This window comes from Aeribacillus sp. JST-2 (assembly GCF_056032925.1).
Map to the genome: position 1 here is coordinate 25,351 of NZ_JBVVUU010000014.1, position 17,786 is coordinate 43,136.

The 17,786-nt window shown below is 40.3% G+C and carries 12 protein-coding genes, 2 pseudogenes and 1 CRISPR repeat array; of the genes and pseudogenes, 13 read left to right on the forward strand and 1 reads right to left on the reverse strand.

From position 1 onward, the window contains the following. Position 1: 1 nt before the first annotated feature. The 6 genes and pseudogenes from cas7c to AC0KTX_RS09265 form a co-directional block, all read left to right on the forward strand. Positions 2 to 853 carry a type I-C CRISPR-associated protein Cas7/Csd2 gene (gene cas7c, locus AC0KTX_RS09240; protein WP_474251922.1) on the forward strand — a complete coding sequence of 284 codons (852 nt, stop codon included), beginning with the start codon at positions 2 to 4 and terminating at the stop codon, positions 851 to 853. Continuing rightward, complete coding sequence (gene cas4 / locus AC0KTX_RS09245; RefSeq protein WP_130158742.1) at positions 843 to 1,502, forward strand: CRISPR-associated protein Cas4; 660 nt, start codon at positions 843 to 845, stop codon at positions 1,500 to 1,502. The genes cas7c and cas4 overlap by 11 nt, the downstream gene beginning before the upstream one ends. Further along, positions 1,499 to 2,600: pseudogene (cas1, locus tag AC0KTX_RS09250) on the forward strand (CRISPR-associated endonuclease Cas1). Before cas4 ends, cas1 begins: the two are co-directional and overlap by 4 nt. A gap of 9 nt (positions 2,601 to 2,609) precedes the next feature. Beyond that, entirely contained in the window at positions 2,610 to 2,900 is a 291-nt protein-coding gene (gene cas2, locus AC0KTX_RS09255; protein WP_474251923.1) for a CRISPR-associated endonuclease Cas2, read from the forward strand. A 169-nt stretch (positions 2,901 to 3,069) separates the two neighbouring features. Further along, positions 3,070 to 7,262: direct repeats of the CRISPR family, unit length 32 nt; unit sequence GTCGCATCCTTTATGGATGCGTGGATTGAAAT. A 1,065-nt stretch (positions 7,263 to 8,327) separates the two neighbouring features. Then, positions 8,328 to 8,669 carry a transposase gene (locus tag AC0KTX_RS09260; RefSeq protein ID WP_474251924.1) on the forward strand — a complete coding sequence of 114 codons (342 nt, stop codon included), beginning with the start codon at positions 8,328 to 8,330 and terminating at the stop codon, positions 8,667 to 8,669. Between the two features lie 171 nt (positions 8,670 to 8,840). Further along, positions 8,841 to 9,239, forward strand: a pseudogene (locus tag AC0KTX_RS09265) (amino acid permease); the annotation flags it as partial. A 597-nt stretch (positions 9,240 to 9,836) separates the two neighbouring features. On the opposite strand, the gene yvfG reads toward AC0KTX_RS09265, so the two are convergent. Further along, positions 9,837 to 10,052 (reverse strand): protein YvfG, encoded by a 216-nt coding sequence (gene yvfG, locus AC0KTX_RS09270; RefSeq protein ID WP_474251925.1) that lies wholly within the window; start codon positions 10,050 to 10,052, stop codon positions 9,837 to 9,839. A 257-nt stretch (positions 10,053 to 10,309) separates the two neighbouring features. Between yvfG and AC0KTX_RS09275 the strand changes: the two genes are divergently transcribed. The 7 genes from AC0KTX_RS09275 (at position 10,310) to eno (ending at position 17,732) form a co-directional block, all read left to right on the forward strand. Next, a complete protein-coding gene (locus tag AC0KTX_RS09275) occupies positions 10,310 to 10,561 on the forward strand; it encodes a glutaredoxin family protein (RefSeq protein WP_474251926.1) in 252 nt (83 codons plus the stop codon). Positions 10,562 to 10,682: 121 nt separating this feature from the next. Next, on the forward strand, positions 10,683 to 11,705 hold the full coding sequence (locus AC0KTX_RS09280; protein WP_474251927.1) for a sugar-binding transcriptional regulator: 1,023 nt from the start codon (positions 10,683 to 10,685) through the stop codon (positions 11,703 to 11,705). A 48-nt stretch (positions 11,706 to 11,753) separates the two neighbouring features. Next, positions 11,754 to 12,761: a type I glyceraldehyde-3-phosphate dehydrogenase gene (gene gap, locus AC0KTX_RS09285; RefSeq protein ID WP_474251928.1), complete on the forward strand. Its 1,008-nt coding sequence runs from the start codon at positions 11,754 to 11,756 to the stop codon at positions 12,759 to 12,761. Positions 12,762 to 12,892: 131 nt separating this feature from the next. Next, a complete protein-coding gene (locus tag AC0KTX_RS09290; protein WP_474251929.1) occupies positions 12,893 to 14,077 on the forward strand; it encodes a phosphoglycerate kinase in 1,185 nt (394 codons plus the stop codon). A gap of 28 nt (positions 14,078 to 14,105) precedes the next feature. Beyond that, positions 14,106 to 14,867: a triose-phosphate isomerase gene (tpiA, locus tag AC0KTX_RS09295; RefSeq protein WP_474251930.1), complete on the forward strand. Its 762-nt coding sequence runs from the start codon at positions 14,106 to 14,108 to the stop codon at positions 14,865 to 14,867. Continuing rightward, the gene (gene gpmI, locus AC0KTX_RS09300; protein WP_474251931.1) at positions 14,860 to 16,395 is read left to right on the forward strand and encodes a 2,3-bisphosphoglycerate-independent phosphoglycerate mutase; all 1,536 of its coding nucleotides are present in this window, start codon (positions 14,860 to 14,862) and stop codon (positions 16,393 to 16,395) included. The genes tpiA and gpmI overlap by 8 nt, the downstream gene beginning before the upstream one ends. A gap of 44 nt (positions 16,396 to 16,439) precedes the next feature. Further along, complete coding sequence (gene eno, locus AC0KTX_RS09305) at positions 16,440 to 17,732, forward strand: phosphopyruvate hydratase (RefSeq protein WP_474251932.1); 1,293 nt, start codon at positions 16,440 to 16,442, stop codon at positions 17,730 to 17,732. Positions 17,733 to 17,786: the final 54 nt, after the last annotated feature.

The following is a 17,786-nucleotide window of genomic DNA, read 5'->3' on the forward strand; positions in this document are numbered from 1 at the left end:
TATGTCAATCTTAGATCATAAAATTGATTTTGCTGTTGTATTATCGGTTAAAAAAGCCAATCCGAATGGAGATCCATTGAATGGAAACCGTCCGAGACAAAATTATGACGGACATGGAGAGATTTCGGATGTGGCCATTAAACGGAAAATCAGAAATCGACTGCAAGATATGGGAGAGTCCATTTTTGTTCAATCGAATGATCGAAAAGTCGATGATTTTAAAAGTTTAAAAGAGCGTGCAGAAGCACACCCGGAATTAAAGAAAATTATGAGTTCTAAAAACGGCTCAAGTGAAGAGTTTGCCAAGATAGCTTGCCAGTTATGGATAGATGTCCGGGCCTTTGGTCAAGTTTTTGCCTTTAAAGGATCCGATTTATCTGTCGGTGTTCGTGGTCCTGTTTCAATCCATACGGCAACAAGCGTCGACCCTGTTGATATTGTCAGCATGCAGATTACAAAAAGTGTAAATTCTGTAACAAATGAAAAACGCAGCTCTGACACTATGGGAATGAAGCATCGTGTTGATTTTGGTGTGTATGTTTTTTACGGCAGTATGAATACGCAATTGGCAGAAAAAACAGGATTTACAAATGAAGATGCTCTAAAAATCCAACAAGCTCTTGTTACATTGTTTGAGAATGACGCATCTGCTGCGAGACCTGAAGGAAGCATGGAAGTGCACAAAGTTTATTGGTGGGAGCACAATTCAAAACTGGGACAATATTCTTCCGCTAAAGTTCATCGTTTATTAAAAATTGAAAAAAATGTGGAAGAACCAAAATCGATTGATGATTATACGATCACTTTAAATGAGCTAGATGGTTTAAAAGCTGTGGTCATCAATGGTAAATAATGAGGAAGAAATTTATTTAATGTTGTCCGGTATTCAGCATTTTCAATTTTGTAGACGCCAATGGGCTCTCATTCATATTGAACAGCAATGGGAAGAAAATGTAAGAACGATTGAAGGACAATATCTTCACCGAAAAGCTGACAAGCCATTTATTCGAGAGAAGCGTGGCAATAAACTGATTGTTCGAGCAATGCCTGTAAAGTCAAATGAACTGAAAATTACCGGTGTTTGTGATGTTGTTGAATTTGTTAAAGATAATAATGGTGTAGAAATAGTGGGTGCTGAAGGAAAATATGTTGCCTATCCTATAGAATATAAACGTGGAAAGCCGAAAATAAATGATTCAGATATATTGCAATTAACAGCACAAGTTATGTGTTTAGAGGAGATGTTACTTTGCAAAATAAACACAGGATATATGTTTTATAACGAGATAAAACGGAGAGTAGAAATACCTATAACATTAGAAAATAAAAATAAAGTAAGGTCTATTGTCTTAGAAATGCATGATCATTATAAGCGCAAGTATACGCCTAAAGTAAAAACAGGATCCTTTTGTAAAAACTGTTCCCTCCAAAATATTTGTTTGCCAAATTTAATGAATAAGCGGACTGTAAAAAGTTATATTGAAGGAAAGATAAAAGAATGAAAAAACTGCTTAACACATTATTTATCACTCAATCAGATGTTTATTTATCATTAGACGGCGATAATATTGTCCTTTTAAAAGAGAATGAGAAGATAGGTAGATTGCCGCTTCATAATTTAGAATCAATCGTATCCTTTGGCTATACTGGTGCAAGTCCTGCACTAATGGGATATTGTGCAGAAAAAAATATTTCATTAGTTTTCTTAACTAAGAACGGTCGATTTCTGGCAAGAGTGATCGGAAAAAGCAAAGGTAACGTCATCCTTAGAAAGAAACAATATCGTGTGTCTGAAGATGAAGTTATGTCGATAAAAATTGCACGTAACTTTATTATTGGAAAGATTTATAACAATAAATGGATAATAGAAAGAATGACTAGAGATTATCCATTACGAGTGGATGTAGCTCTTTTTAAAGAAATCTCTCAACATTTATCATCTATCATTCATGATGTGCGAGAGTGTGAAGATTTAGAAAGATTAAGAGGTTTGGAAGGACAAGCTGCTATAAGTTACAATAAACTGTTTAATCAGATGATATTACAGCAAAAAGAGGATTTTTATTTCCACTCGCGGTCACGAAGACCACCATTAGATAACGTGAATGCAATGCTTTCATTTGCTTATACGTTATTGGCAAATGATATGGCATCAGCGTTGGAAGGTGTTGGTCTCGATGCATATGTTGGTTTTTTGCATCGAGATCGGCCAGGAAGAGCATCTCTAGCTTTAGATGTAATGGAAGAATTGCGGATACAGCCATATATACAGATGGCGATTGAAACGGGCATCTCTAGCTTTAGATGTAATGGAAGAATTGCGGGGCGTCTACGCAGATAAGTTTGTCTTAACATTGATTAATAAAAAAATTGTTAACAAAGAAGATTTTATAAAAAAAGAAAATGGAGCTGTAATTATGACAGATGAAGCTAGAAAGAAATTCTTATCTGCATGGCAAAATAGAAAACAAGACAAGATAACACATCCATATTTAGGCGAAAAAATAACTTGGGGATTAGTTCCACATGCACAAGCTTTACTATTGGCCCGTTATTTACGTGATGATTTGGATGAGTACCCACCATTTTTATGGAAGTAGGTGTGAATTTTGTTAGTTTTAATAACTTATGATGTTAGTACTGTAAGCAGTGCAGGACAAAAAAGATTAAGGAAAGTGTCAAAAGTATGCCAAAATTATGGCCAACGAGTCCAAAATTCAGTTTTTGAATGTAACGTTGATGCAGCCCAATTTACAGCTTTAAAATTAGAACTTACCAATATTATTGATGAAAATAAAGATAGTCTCAGGTTCTATCAAATAGGCAATAATTATAAAACTAAAGTAGAGCATATTGGGGTGAAAGAATCAATAGATTTAGAAGATCCAATCATTTTTTAGTGCGAATGAATAGCGAACATGAAATTCTTAGTACATTCGCACCTGATTTTTTATCAATTATTACCATATTTGGTAGATTTAAATAATGAAGTTTTATATTTTAATAAAGAAAATGGCGGTTTTTTGTCATAATTATAAAATTTTGAGTAATTTTGATGTGAAAATCGCTGTCGCATCCTTTATGGATGCGTGGATTGAAATCTTTGCTGCCAATCTATTTATACCCATCACGCTTGTCGCATCCTTTATGGATGCGTGGATTGAAATTTGTCCGTCCAGTTTGATTAATAAATTCCCTCATGTCGCATCCTTTATGGATGCGTGGATTGAAATTAAAAAAGAATTCGAAGAACTGAAAAAGAAAGTTGTCGCATCCTTTATGGATGCGTGGATTGAAATTTTTAAACTCGTTAATATTCTTGACGGTATCGGGTCGCATCCTTTATGGATGCGTGGATTGAAATTTTTTAAACCTAATTCACAGTAATACTCATCTAAGTCGCATCCTTTATGGATGCGTGGATTGAAATACGTAATCAAGGACGAAAGTTTGGGCGGAATATTACGTCGCATCCTTTATGGATGCGTGGATTGAAATTTTTTAAACCTAATTCACAGTAATACTCATCTAAGTCGCATCCTTTATGGATGCGTGGATTGAAATACGTAATCAAGGACGAAAGTTTGGGCGGAATATTACGTCGCATCCTTTATGGATGCGTGGATTGAAATAAAATTTCACGGGATTTTGCAACAGAAGAGTTTTGTCGCATCCTTTATGGATGCGTGGATTGAAATAACGTTAGATAGTCCGAGTTTTTACGTTTCAACGTGTCGCATCCTTTATGGATGCGTGGATTGAAATCATGGTGTACGTCGCACTATAAAAACGACTTTGCGTCGCATCCTTTATGGATGCGTGGATTGAAATAGCAAGCCAGCAACCGACGGTAAAGGCGGCTCGGACGTCGCATCCTTTATGGATGCGTGGATTGAAATAAATTAATATCGCGGCTTACGGAAATACAAGTCTGTCGCATCCTTTATGGATGCGTGGATTGAAATTTCGCGGTGTAATTGACGGTGATGGGTGGATACGTCGCATCCTTTATGGATGCGTGGATTGAAATATCAATTTGTGGCAGACTACCTTCTTGCTTACGGTCGCATCCTTTATGGATGCGTGGATTGAAATAAGTCAAATCGGAGTATTATGACGTCGAGCCTTTCAGTCGCATCCTTTATGGATGCGTGGATTGAAATACTACTCATGAATTAAATATGAAAAAAGTTAAAGTCGCATCCTTTATGGATGCGTGGATTGAAATATCATGCTGTCACCTTTAGCGCGTACAAAAAAGTAGTCGCATCCTTTATGGATGCGTGGATTGAAATAACATGAGAAACCTGAAAAGGCTAGGATACCTAGGTCGCATCCTTTATGGATGCGTGGATTGAAATGTAAAAGTAACAAAAATGAATCATATAGTAGAAGTCGCATCCTTTATGGATGCGTGGATTGAAATGCGAATTTGTTGAACGGCCAGTACCGGTTGACTGTCGCATCCTTTATGGATGCGTGGATTGAAATACATGGTCGGAGATCGAACAAGCCTACCTTGAAAGTCGCATCCTTTATGGATGCGTGGATTGAAATTGTCATCTGATTTATCTCCGTTGATATGGTGGACGTCGCATCCTTTATGGATGCGTGGATTGAAATATTATGTGAAGGTTTTAAAAAGTCGGCAATAAAGTCGCATCCTTTATGGATGCGTGGATTGAAATCATTACGTCCACTATCAAACGATAATGGACGTTGTCGCATCCTTTATGGATGCGTGGATTGAAATTATATTCATCCGTGTGCAAAATCAAAAGTTTTGGTCGCATCCTTTATGGATGCGTGGATTGAAATCCCTTACTTTTGCGGCATGTGTTGGCTTATGTATGTCGCATCCTTTATGGATGCGTGGATTGAAATAATCGGTGTGTATTCTGTAATTTTCACAAAAATCGTCGCATCCTTTATGGATGCGTGGATTGAAATCATTGTGATACGTTGATAATTACCATGTGTAAACGTCGCATCCTTTATGGATGCGTGGATTGAAATAACATCATGTATTATATGATTTATTGAACGGTTATGTCGCATCCTTTATGGATGCGTGGATTGAAATCTCTTTTAACCGTGATATGATGTTTTCAAAAGATGTCGCATCCTTTATGGATGCGTGGATTGAAATATACAGATTGAACGGCTCGATGCCATAATACTCGTCGCATCCTTTATGGATGCGTGGATTGAAATTTTTTCTTGATCTGTTATATTGTTATTTGTTTCTTCGTCGCATCCTTTATGGATGCGTGGATTGAAATAGTGATCATCATTAAAAATCATCCTTTCGTTTTGTCGCATCCTTTATGGATGCGTGGATTGAAATTTTCCTCTAATCCCATACTGCTATTATGTTTTGCGTCGCATCCTTTATGGATGCGTGGATTGAAATAAAAAACAAATAATTTACAGTAAAAACATCATGAAGTCGCATCCTTTATGGATGCGTGGATTGAAATAAAACGGAATTTACGTCAAGAGGTGTTAGGACGTCGCATCCTTTATGGATGCGTGGATTGAAATATTAGCCAAAAAGAAAAAGATCGTTGCATCCCGCAGTCGCATCCTTTATGGATGCGTGGATTGAAATCGATATGCACATTATTATTGTGAAACGGAAGATGTCGCATCCTTTATGGATGCGTGGATTGAAATAGCAAAGCGGAAGCATTACGTTTATATGAAAAAGTCGCATCCTTTATGGATGCGTGGATTGAAATACATGCTACGAAACGAGGGTATAAAGTTAAAGGGGTCGCATCCTTTATGGATGCGTGGATTGAAATCAACGTTTTGAATTGGGACGACACTGCCCATCCGTGTCGCATCCTTTATGGATGCGTGGATTGAAATGAACTGCCGGCCGACTGCGAACACCATACTTGAGGTCGCATCCTTTATGGATGCGTGGATTGAAATAAGTAAGCGTCTTGCTCGTTCTTGGTTAGCTTCGGTCGCATCCTTTATGGATGCGTGGATTGAAATGCAATGTCTGTGTTTGAATCGAAAATGCCTTGAAGTCGCATCCTTTATGGATGCGTGGATTGAAATCAACCGATTTTCGCTGCGTTGACGTACAAAATAACGTCGCATCCTTTATGGATGCGTGGATTGAAATACGTATTACGTTGATTACCGCTTCTAATTTCGCGTCGCATCCTTTATGGATGCGTGGATTGAAATGGTACCGTTTGACTTTTGCTATTGGAGCAACATAGTCGCATCCTTTATGGATGCGTGGATTGAAATAGCTTGTACAATTCATCTTTGGAACCAGCTTCATGGTCGCATCCTTTATGGATGCGTGGATTGAAATATGTATGCCTCGGTACTCCATTGCCTGCCTGCTTGTCGCATCCTTTATGGATGCGTGGATTGAAATAGGTTGGCATGGACCAGCGATGAAAACGAGTTTGTGTCGCATCCTTTATGGATGCGTGGATTGAAATATTTATTTGGAAACAACAAATGCATGAGGGAGCGGTCGCATCCTTTATGGATGCGTGGATTGAAATTAAAATGACTTGGCAATATTTTCGCTTGCCTGTTGTCGCATCCTTTATGGATGCGTGGATTGAAATATTAACTCGTCTCTCAAGATCTTCAATCCGGTTAAGTCGCATCCTTTATGGATGCGTGGATTGAAATTCTAAAAAATCATTTTAATTGCATTTTAGAAATAGTCGCATCCTTTATGGATGCGTGGATTGAAATTCATCTTGCCATGTGGGAAGCAAAAGCATTTGCTGTCGCATCCTTTATGGATGCGTGGATTGAAATTCTAAAAAATCATTTTAATTGCATTTTAGAAATAGTCGCATCCTTTATGGATGCGTGGATTGAAATTCATCTTGCCATGTGGGAAGCAAAAGCATTTGCTGTCGCATCCTTTATGGATGCGTGGATTGAAATAAAGAAAGTGCGGAAGAATGGAAAGAGGGTTAAGTCGCATCCTTTATGGATGCGTGGATTGAAATTGATCGTGGGTGGTTCGGTGGAGAATTTAATATAGTCGCATCCTTTATGGATGCGTGGATTGAAATCCCACCCCTCATCCGTCAGCGTGTGCGTCTGCTGTCGCATCCTTTATGGATGCGTGGATTGAAATAAAATAACGTAAATCTATCAAACATCGAATCTAACGTCGCATCCTTTATGGATGCGTGGATTGAAATTTTATAGGAAAATTAGCAATTACCCACTTATTGCGTCGCATCCTTTATGGATGCATGGATTAAAATCATACTCTTTATAAACTCTCAATTTAATCATTACCGTTGCAATCCTTTTGGTCAATAAGGAGCATTTTTTGCATATATCGTCACTTTCCAATCAATTAAGCAATTGTAGTAGTGTAGAAAGTTATTTTCTTACCTATAAGGAATAGAATTTTTTAAAGTATATCCGTGCCGTGTAATGACAATGAATTGAAAATTCCTTGCAGATATAAACTGGAAATCCAATGGGTTTTAGCCTAAAACTTAGAAATAAGTTTAACAGTGTGAAAGACAAATCGATAAATGAATGGGAGTGTTTTAGGACATCTGTGGATAGTTTGCGATTAGGTGGGAATAAGATGCTTCAGGGATATGATCTGAAATCTGAAACCAAAAATCCGCATTCAAGCAAAAATGAGTTCGTGTTTCAACCTTTTCACCAGCAGTTTTATGGTTGGAATACGCTCGATGATTCTAGTGGCCAAAGAATAAGTCTTCACCGCGTAGATTCGTTCAATTAAAGCACCTTTACATGATTTTTTCAACACAGCGAAAACCGTAAAATCGATATCAATAGCAGAAAAATAGGCCTCAAGCCGTTGGATAGGTTCTAATAATATAAATTTTGGATGTCAAAAAGGCTTCCTTGTCGATCTAGGATCTTTTACTGCTGAGTTGAATATATCAAAGTCAGCACATTACAATTTTGGTGTTTGCCGATCGGAAAGCAAAGGGAAAATTGAAAATGTGGCAGGGTTTATCAAAAGTAATTTTACCAAGCATCTTGTTTTCATAAATTAGGATAAGTGGAATGTGCAAGGATGGGAACGTTTGAATCGAACAGGAAATGGAAGAATTCATAACACGACTAAAAAGAGATCGGATGATGTGTTTGAACTTGAAAGAACACATTTACAACCGATCTCCCTATCAACTTGGCGTCTCAATCATCCAAGACAAAAAGCTTAAAAATAGCATAATAAAGGACTGTAAGAATTCATCTTGTTTTGTTCAGCAGAATTTAGATTTATAAGATTATAATGGATCCATAAAACTAGACACGAAATGAGGAGATGTTAAAGTAGGTTTATGAAAAGAAAAAATTATACACCAGAATTCAAGTCTCAAATGGTGTTAGAAGTTTTGAAGGAAGAAAAAACTATGAACGAAATTGCTTCCACTCATGGGATCCATGTAAATCAGATTCGCCGATGGAGAAATACTTTTCTCGAACAAATGCCGCAAATCTTTAGAAAGGAGAACAAAAAAGTCGATGAAATGAGAGCTGAATACGAACAGCAAATAGAAAATCTATATGCCGAAGTCGGCCGACTAACCACGCAATTGACGTGGCTTAAAAAAAATCTGGCCTTAAGGAGTAGGGCGGAAAGACTTGAAATGATCGATTGGGAAGACAAAGAATTGCGATAAAAACATAGGCTGAACTCCTCAGTCTAAACTGCTCAAGTCTTTACTATAAGCCTTAAGGCTCCTCTCCTGAAGAGGTATTTATTAAGCATCGAATTGACGAAGTCTACACGCAATACCCAATTTACGGTTCCAGGCGTATTACTGCCGTGCTCAATGCCAGCGGATTAACCATTAACCGAAAAGCAGTTACCTGGAAACGCTTTGTTTACATCAGCGTTTGTCATTTCTCTTGGGGCTCTGATGAGCAAACTGATTCCGGAGCAAGCCTTTAGCGTTGCGATCTGTTTTATTTGGGTTTGGGGGATTATATTAATTTCTCATATACGATATATCAAGACGCGTCCGGATTTACGGGAAAAGTCGATTTTTAAAGCACCATTCACTCCATTTATTAATTATGTCGTGCTGGCGTTATTTGTTTGTATTTTAATTATTATGTTATTTGCTGAAGCAACTCGTTTAGCATTATTAATGACGACTTTTTGGTTTGTACTAATATTCATCATGTATGCGTTGCAAAATAAAAAGTATAAAACAGTAACGGCTTTAAAAGTGATTTTTCCAAATTGATCATAGGGCTATCGATAAGCGCCAGTGGAGAAAAACAACTAGGTTTTCTCCACTGGCTTTTGTATGTTTTCGATTTTTGCCTGAAGGCAGCTGGCGGTTGCCACTACTTTCAGTATGTTGTGGGCTAATGCCACAATCCCATGATGATCTGCATACAGGCGGAGCAAAAAGTACAACAGCTTTTATGCGGAACTCAAGGGAGGTGTCCTAGGCTACCAAACCGAATAATGGCTGGGATCTATGCCAAACTGCAAATTCGCTGGGCTGGCGTGAATAGGTTGGATGGTAACGTTTCAAAAAGCGGCATTTGTTTTTTGCCATGTTTTTATAAGATTGTGAATGAGCAGGGATGGAGGAACCTCCGGAACTGGCTGTTGGTAAGCAGAGATCATGGCTGCTATCTTTAATGAAGGAGTAGAATTCAAAAGATTCCTGATCTGCATTTAGGGAAAGAGTTATAATTCAGTCAACGTTAATTGTTTTTCAGGAAAGTGGTTCATTTATATTGCAGATTGGGCAATACGATTCCTCTACAAGAACAAAAAACTATGAGGAATTAACTGTTTTCACAATTTGTTCTGTTGCTAAAAAACGCTGCTACTCCTCCTTCTTCACATGATTATACGCCTGGTCAAGGTTTTGCAGCCGTTTTAAAACTTCCGCGTTTTTTGTGAGCTGGTCGTAGATTAAAGTTGAGACGACGGAGCGGTAATAGCTGTTCATGGCGTCAATTTTGGATGATTTTCCTTTATTCATTTGAATGTATTGTCGAAAATTTTCTTCAAAGTAAGGAACCGAAAAAAGCTGCGACATCACAAGCCCTCCGTTTCATAAGTGCAGATGTTTGGGATTCCATTCAATAATCCAACACGTCAAAGATTCATAAATAGCGCCGCAGCGCTCAATCAGCAATCGATCAAATTGTTCCGTTTGCACCCTTTATTTTAACACAACTTTTTCAAAAATCCTTTGGAAAATGTCCCTTCCAGATAAAACGGAATTCTGCCGTTTGCCAAAATTTTCGACGGGCACTATAATATTTGTGAAAACTGGTAGAAAGGATTTGAACCGTGAAACAAGTGTTCCTCTATACGAAACAAGGGTGCCCGTTATGTGAGGAAGCGAAAAATTTGCTGGAAGAGCTGAAACGTGAATTTGAGTTTCAAATAAACGAGATCGATATTTATCAAGACGATGCACTGTTGGAAAAATATCAATTAATGATCCCGGTCGTCGAAGTGGATGGGGAAGTAGTGGCGTTTGGAAAAGTTGAAAAATATGTGTTGAGAAAGCGTTTGCTTGAAAGTACAAATGTTGATTAACCTATACACTCCTGCTACAATGTAATTTGTAAGGGATGAATTTTTTTGCCGCTAGCGGGACATAATATGTCATACAGGGACAAAAAAAGTCCCGGTGGAAATTCTTGAAAGGGATTTGAACATGCACTCATTAATTGAAGCGCAAAAAAAATTATTGCCTGATCTTCTCCAAATTATGCAAAAACGTTATCAAATCCTGCAAACAATCCGGCTGATGCAGCCGGTAGGACGACGGAATCTTTCCAATAGTCTAGGAATGAGTGAAAGGGTTTTGCGTGGAGAAGTTCAATTGTTCAAAGAACAAAATTTAATTGACATTCGCCCCTCCGGAATGACCTTGACGAAAGAAGGATCGGATTTGCTTCTTGCGTTAGAGGAAATGATAAAAGATGTGTTAGGTTTAACGTTTTTGGAAAGCACCTTAAAGGAAAAACTTCATTTGCAAGAAGTGATTGTCGTTTCCGGAGACAGCGACCAATCGCCTCTAGTCAAGAAAGAACTGGGTAGAGCTTGTGCAATGTGCATCATGAACCATTTGAAAGATCATGAGACAGTGGCGGTGGCGGGGGGGACAACATTAGCAACAGTTGCTGAAATGATGGTTCCCTTAAGTCATCATCAAGATATTTTGTTTGTCCCGGCAAGAGGCGGATTGGGGGAAAATGTTGAGAACCAGGCGAACACCATTTGCGCAAAAATGGCAGATCGTGCCCATGGGAAATACCGTCTTCTCCATGTTCCTGACCAATTAAGCAAAGAAGCGTATGAATCCATTATTGAAGAACCGTCGATTAAAGAGCTTTTATCCATTATTCGTTCAGCAAAGATGGTCGTACACGGCATTGGAGACGCGAAAACGATGGCGATTCGGAGAAAAACGCCGAAAGAAGAGATTGAAAAGATTGAAAAAAGAAAAGCAGTTGGTGAAGCTTTCGGATATTATTTCAATCAAGACGGCGAAGTCGTTCACAAAGTGCAAACAGTTGGCATACAGCTGGAAGACTTAAAAACGATTCCAAATGTCATCGCCGTTGCAGGCGGCTCTTCAAAAGCAAAAGCGATTAAAGCTTATATGAATCAATCGCTTGTAACCATTTTAGTAACGGATGAAGGTGCAGCAAACGAGTTATTAAGGGATTTTTGATTATATCCCTCAATATAAAAAATTCACACAATTAAAGGAGGACTAAAGATGGCAGTAAAAGTTGGTATTAACGGTTTCGGCCGTATCGGCCGCAATGTATTCCGTGCAGCATTAAAAAATCCTGATGTAGAGGTTGTGGCAGTCAACGACTTAACAGATGCAAACATGCTAGCCCATCTTCTTCAATATGACTCTGTTCATGGCAAACTGGATGTTGAAGTATCTGTTAACGGAAACAACCTAGTTGTTGATGGCAAAGAAATTAAAGTATTGTCTGAACGCGATCCGGCTCAGCTTGGCTGGGGAGATCTCGGCGTTGAAATTGTCGTGGAATCTACAGGACGTTTCACAAACCGTCAAGACGCTGCGAAACATCTTGAAGCAGGTGCGAAAAAAGTCATTATTTCCGCTCCAGCTAAAGAAGAAGACATTACAATTGTTATGGGTGTAAACGAAGACAAATACGATCCAAAAAACCACCATGTAATTTCCAACGCATCATGTACAACAAACTGCTTGGCTCCGTTTGCAAAAGTGCTTAATGAAAAATTCGGCATTGTCCGTGGAATGATGACAACTGTCCACTCTTACACAAATGACCAACAAATTTTGGACTTGCCGCACAAAGACTATCGCCGGGCAAGAGCGGCAGCCGAATCCATTATTCCGACAACAACCGGTGCAGCTAAAGCGGTTGCGCTTGTATTGCCTGAGTTAAAAGGAAAATTAAACGGCATGGCAATGCGTGTGCCAACTCCTAACGTTTCCATCGTTGACTTAGTAGCCGAACTTGAAAAAGATGTAACGGTGGAAGAAGTAAATGCTGCACTGAAAGAAGCTGCTGAAGGCGAATTAAAAGGTATTTTGGCATACAGCGAAGAACCGCTTGTTTCCAAAGACTATAATGGCGACAAACATTCTTCAACGATCGATGCACTTTCTACTATGGTGCTCGAAAACCGCATGGTGAAAGTCGTTTCTTGGTATGACAATGAAACTGGCTACTCCAACCGTGTAGTGGATTTAGCAGCTTACATTGCAAAACAAGGTCTATAATCTTTTGAAATCTTACTTGTGACGAATCCGTCAAAAAAGCTATAATGAAAAACGGGAAGGGGAAAGGGGACGTCTAACAATTCCCCTTTCCCTTTCATCTTGTAAGGCAATTGTAAAGGAGGGCTTTCGCCATGAACAAAAAAACGGTAAGAGACGTGGATGTTAAGGGGAAAGTTGTTTTTTGCCGCGTTGACTTTAACGTGCCGATGCAAGACGGAAAAGTGACCGATGACACTCGGATCCGCGCTGCACTGCCAACGATCCGATATTTAAGCGAGCAAGGAGCAAAAGTTTTGCTTGCGAGTCACCTTGGCCGTCCAAAAGGACAAGTAGTAGAGGAACTGCGGTTAACCCCTGTTGCGAAACGGCTCGAGGAGCTCTTAGGCAAAAAAGTCGCAAAAGCGGATGAAGCATATGGCGCTAGTGTCAAGGCTGAAGTTGAAAAAATGGAAAACGGCGATGTGCTTGTACTTGAAAATGTTCGCTTTTATCCGGGGGAAGAAAAAAATGATCCCGAACTTGCGAAAGCTTTTGCGGATTTGGCCGATCTCTATGTAAACGATGCATTTGGTGCAGCTCACCGCGCCCATGCTTCCACAGCAGGCATAGCAGATTACTTGCCGGCTGTTGCGGGTTTTTTAATGGAAAAAGAAATCAATGTTTTATCGAAAGCGCTTGAAAATCCCGACCGTCCGTTCACAGCCATTATCGGCGGAGTAAAAGTGAAAGATAAAATCGGCGTTATTGAAAATCTTCTCGACCGCGTCGACAACTTAATTATTGGCGGAGGGCTTGCTTATACATTTGTTAAAGCTTTAGGACATGAAATCGGCAAATCTTTGCTTGAAGAAGATAAAATCGAGTTGGCGAAATCGTTCATGGAACGGGCAAAAGAGAAAAATGTGAATTTTTATATGCCGGTGGACGTTGTCATTGCAGATGATTTTTCAAATGATGCCAACACGAAAATCGTTCCGATCGACAGCATCCCTAGAGATTGGGAAGCACTTGACATTGGAACGAAAACCCGGGAAACGTATGCAAAAGTGATTCAAAATTCCAAACTCGTTGTTTGGAATGGACCAATGGGTGTATTTGAAATGGATGCATTTGCGAACGGTACAAAAGCTGTTGCCGAAAGCTTGGCAAATGCGGAAAATACATATACGGTCATTGGCGGCGGCGATTCCGCAGCAGCTGTGGAAAAATTTGGTCTTGCAGATAAAATGGATCACATTTCAACAGGCGGAGGGGCTTCGCTCGAATTTATGGAAGGAAAAGTTCTCCCGGGTGTAAAAGTGCTGCAAGACAAATAAAATTTCGTCTCGAAAGGAAGGTGTGACCATGAGAAAACCAATAATTGCCGGGAACTGGAAAATGCATAAAACACTTGAAGAAGCAAAAAGTTTTGTCAACGAAGTAAAATCCCTCGTGCCGCCTAAAGAAAAAGTTGATTCAGTTGTATGTGCGCCAGCCTTATTTTTAGGGCAATTGGTGGAATTAGCCAAAGGAACCGATTTGCAAATAGGTGCACAAAACATGCATTTTGAAGAAATCGGCGCTTTTACAGGGGAAATCAGCCCGGTGGCGCTTAGCGATATTGGTGTAACATATGTCATTATCGGCCATTCCGAACGCAGGGAAATGTTTGCCGAAACAGATGAAACAGTCAACAAAAAAGTGATGGCCGCTTTTAAACATCGTTTAACCCCGATCGTTTGCGTCGGAGAAACATTGGCCGAACGCGAAGCCGGCAAAACGAACGAGATTGTCGGGGAACAAGTGAGAAAAGCCCTTGCTGGTTTAAATGAAGAAGAAGTTAAACAGACAGTGATTGCGTATGAACCGATTTGGGCAATCGGGACGGGAAAATCTTCTTCAGCAGAAGATGCCAATGAAGTGTGTGGACATATTCGTTCAGTGGTGGAAGAAGTCTTTTCCAAAACAGCTGCTCTCGAAATCCGCATTCAATACGGCGGAAGCGTAAAACCAGCGAATATCCGTGATTTCATGGCTCAGCCGCATATTGACGGAGCCTTGGTCGGGGGCGCGAGCCTTGAAGAAAAATCGTTTTTGCAGCTTTTGGAGGCGGGAAGCCATGAGTAAAAGTCCTGTTGCGCTCATCATTTTAGACGGTTTTGCCCTTCGGGATGAAGTGAAAGGAAATGCGGTGGCTCAAGCAAAAAAACCGAATTTTGACCGCTATTGGAATACGTATCCTCATTCCACGTTAACGGCTTCTGGGGAAGCTGTCGGTCTTCCGGAAGGACAAATGGGCAATTCTGAAGTCGGACATTTAAATATTGGAGCAGGCCGGATTGTTTATCAAAGCTTGACGCGTGTAAACCTGGCGATTCGTGAAGGAGAGTTTTTCGAAAACGAAACTTTTCTTGCTGCTATGAACCATGTGAAGGAAAATGGGACAAACCTCCATATTTTCGGTTTGTTGTCCGACGGCGGCGTCCATAGCCATATTCACCATTTGTACGCACTATTAAAATTGGCGAAAAACCAACAAGTAAAAAACGTTTACATCCACGGATTTTTGGACGGCCGCGATGTAGGACCGCAAACGGCAAAGCAATATATTGATGAATTAAATGAAAAAATAAAAGAATACGGTGTCGGTGAAATTGCCACTCTTTCTGGACGATATTATTCCATGGACAGGGATAAAAGATGGGATCGGGTGGAAAAAGCGTATCGTGCCATGGTGTACGGGGAAGGCCCAGCCTATAAAAATGCATACGAATGTATTGAAGATTCCTACGCCAATGGCATTTATGACGAGTTTGTCATTCCGTCTGTGATTACAAAAGAAGACGGCTCGCCGGTTGCGACCATCAAAGATAACGATGCGGTTATTTTCTACAATTTTCGCCCGGATCGTGCCATTCAAATTTCCAACACCTTTACAAACGAAGATTTCCGCTCTTTTGATAGAGGGCCAAAACATCCGAAAAACTTATTCTTTGTTTGCCTAACACATTTCAGCGAAACTGTGAAAGGATATGTTGCTTTTAAACCTGTCAACTTGGACAACACGGTTGGCGAGGTTATTGCTCAAGCGGGATTGAAGCAATTGCGCATTGCTGAAACTGAAAAATACCCGCACGTCACATTCTTTATGAGCGGCGGACGCGAAGAAAAGTTTCCGGGCGAAGAGCGAATTTTGATTAATTCGCCGAAAGTGGCAACCTATGATTTAAAACCGGAAATGAGTGCGTATGAAGTAACGGACGCTTTATTAAAAGAAATTGAAGCAGATAAGCATGATGCGATTATTTTAAATTTCGCCAATCCGGACATGGTCGGGCATTCCGGCAAACTTGAACCGACGATAAAAGCGGTCGAAGCCGTGGATGAATGCCTTGGCAAAGTGGTCGATTTAATTTTGGAAAAAGGCGGTGCGGCGATCATTACGGCGGATCACGGGAATGCCGATGAAGTTGTCACTTTGGATGGAAAACCGCAGACGGCTCATACGACCAATCCTGTTCCGGTCATTGTCACAAAACAGGAAATTGAATTGAGAGAAGGCGGCATTTTAGGTGATTTAGCACCGACGATGCTTGATCTGCTCGGATTGGAAAAGCCGAAAGAAATGACAGGTACATCCCTTATTAAAAAATAAATGTTTTTTGCATTTCAAAACAAATGAAAAGGAGACGATAAGAGATGCCAACGATTGTAGATGTATATGCTCGTGAAGTGTTAGACTCCCGCGGAAATCCGACGGTTGAAGTAGAAGTGTACACGGAATCAGGTGCTTTTGGCCGCGCACTCGTTCCAAGCGGCGCGTCAACAGGTGAATACGAGGCAGTGGAATTGCGCGATGGCGATAAAAACCGTTATCTCGGAAAAGGCGTTTTAACAGCTGTTAAAAACGTAAACGAGGTGATTGCTCCGGAACTGCTTGGGTTTGATGTAACAGATCAAAATGCCATCGACAAACTGTTAATCGAACTGGACGGAACAGAAAATAAAGGAAAACTTGGAGCGAACGCTATTTTAGGGGTATCCATGGCTGTTGCCCGCGCTGCGGCAGATTACTTGGGCGTTCCGCTATATCAATATCTTGGCGGATTTAATGCAAAAACTCTCCCGGTGCCGATGATGAACATTTTAAACGGCGGCGCACATGCAGATAATAATGTCGACATTCAAGAATTTATGATCATGCCCGTCGGTGCCGAAAACTTCCGTGAAGCGCTTCGCATGGGTTCGGAAATTTTCCATGCGTTAAAATCGGTTTTAAAAGGAAAGGGCTACAATACTGCGGTCGGCGATGAAGGTGGATTTGCTCCCAACTTGCAATCCAACGAAGAAGCATTGCAAACCATTATTGAGGCGATCGAAAAAGCCGGCTACAAACCGGGCGAACAAGTCATGCTTGCCATGGACGTTGCGTCTTCTGAGCTGTTTAACAAAGAAGACGGTAAATATCATTTAGAGGGAGAAGGCGTCGTAAAAACGTCCGAAGAAATGGTTCAATGGTATGAAGAACTCGTTTCAAAATATCCGATCATTTCCATTGAAGACGGCCTTGATGAAAACGATTGGGAAGGACATAAACTGTTGACGGAGCGCCTTGGAAAAAAAGTGCAGCTTGTCGGAGATGACTTGTTTGTAACCAACACGAAAAAATTAGCTCAAGGCATTGAAAAAGGGGTCGGCAACTCCATTCTGATTAAAGTCAACCAAATCGGCACATTGACTGAAACATTTGACGCAATCGAAATGGCAAAACGCGCCGGCTACACAGCGGTTGTTTCCCACCGCTCTGGAGAAACGGAAGACAGCACCATCGCCGATATTGCGGTTGCAACAAACGCAGGCCAAATTAAAACAGGGGCTCCTTCTCGGACAGACCGCGTAGCGAAATACAACCAGCTGCTCCGCATTGAGGACATGCTTGGGGAAACTGCTCAATATAATGGCTTGAAATCTTTCTACAACTTGAAAAAATAATGGTAGCACAGCTATGCAAAACAGGGTTCAGGCGTTCCGTTTGAACCCTGTTTT